We start from the raw sequence: 1,196 nt of genomic DNA, 5'->3' as shown, positions 1-1,196 counted from the left end.
GGCCAGCACTATTCAGAGTAACATCCGACTGGATGAAGGACCTCTGCTGAAAGTGGGCCTGTTCCACTGCGCTGATGGGGACCATCTGCTACTGGCTATTCATCATATGGTGGTAGACGGCGTATCGTGGCGGATACTGTTGGAGGATTTGTCGAATGCCTATGAGCAGGCTGTACGTGGAGAAACCATACAGCTCCCGACGAAAACAGACTCCTTCCGGGTCTGGTCGGAGCGGTTGTCAGCCTATGCCGACAGCCTTGAGATGGAAAGTGAGCACGTATACTGGGAGCAATTGAATGAACTGGCGGCATCCGAGTCGCCCCAACTTCCAGTGTCCCAAGAGCATAGCGATAAGTTTACGCAGCAAGACATGGGTATCGTAAATGTGAGGCTTACGAAGGAAGAGACTGATCAACTACTGAAGCAAGCCCACCGCGCGTACAACACAGAAGTGAATGATTTGTTGTTGACGGCACTCGGCAAGACGCTAAGCGCTTGGACTGGCAGTGAAAAGGTTGCGATTCTTCTCGAAGGCCATGGCCGGGAAGAAATCATAAAGGATACGGATATATCACGGACGATTGGCTGGTTTACGAGTCAATACCCGGTACTGCTGCGGATTAACCGGGAAGATGATATCTCCGGGCACATCAAACGGATGAAGGAGATGCTGCGCAGCATTCCACATAAAGGAACTGGGTATGGCATCTGGAGATATCTCAGCCAGAATGGACCGTCTGGGGCAACATACGCCGAGCCACAGATCAGCTTTAATTATTTGGGCGAATTTGATCAGACACTGCAGCATAGCGGCATGCATTTTTCTCCATATTCCAGCGGAGCTAATACTCATGAATTGACCCAAATGTCCTGTGTTATGGACGTGGGAGGACTCGTTACAGATGGCATGCTGGAACTAAGTATTCAATACAACATTAAGGCACTCCAACAAAATGCTGCTGAGCAACTAGCAGAGCAATTCAAGCAGAACGTGCTGGAAGTGATTCAGCATTGTGCATCTCGGGAGCACTCCGAATTGACACCAAGTGATGTGCTGCTTTCGGACTTAAGCCTTGAAGAACTGGATCAGATGGTGGAGCAGATTCAGCCTGACGGAGAGCTTGAGAATATATACCCCATGACGCCGATGCAAAAAGGCATGCTGTTTCACAACATGCTGGATTCCCAGTCGATCG

Annotated in this window: 1 protein-coding gene; it reads left to right on the top strand. The window is 49.9% G+C overall.

From position 1 onward, the window contains the following. A partial coding sequence (locus GRP75_RS27455) for a condensation domain-containing protein (protein ID WP_237449233.1) occupies positions 1-1,196 on the top strand: 1,196 nt, incomplete at both ends.

The sequence above is a fragment of the Paenibacillus sp. OT2-17 genome (genome assembly GCF_009827695.1).
In the GTDB taxonomy this organism is placed as follows: domain Bacteria; phylum Bacillota; class Bacilli; order Paenibacillales; family Paenibacillaceae; genus Paenibacillus; species Paenibacillus polymyxa_B.
Note: the sequence above shows the minus strand (reverse complement) of the source record. Positions and strands in the feature narration are given on the sequence as shown.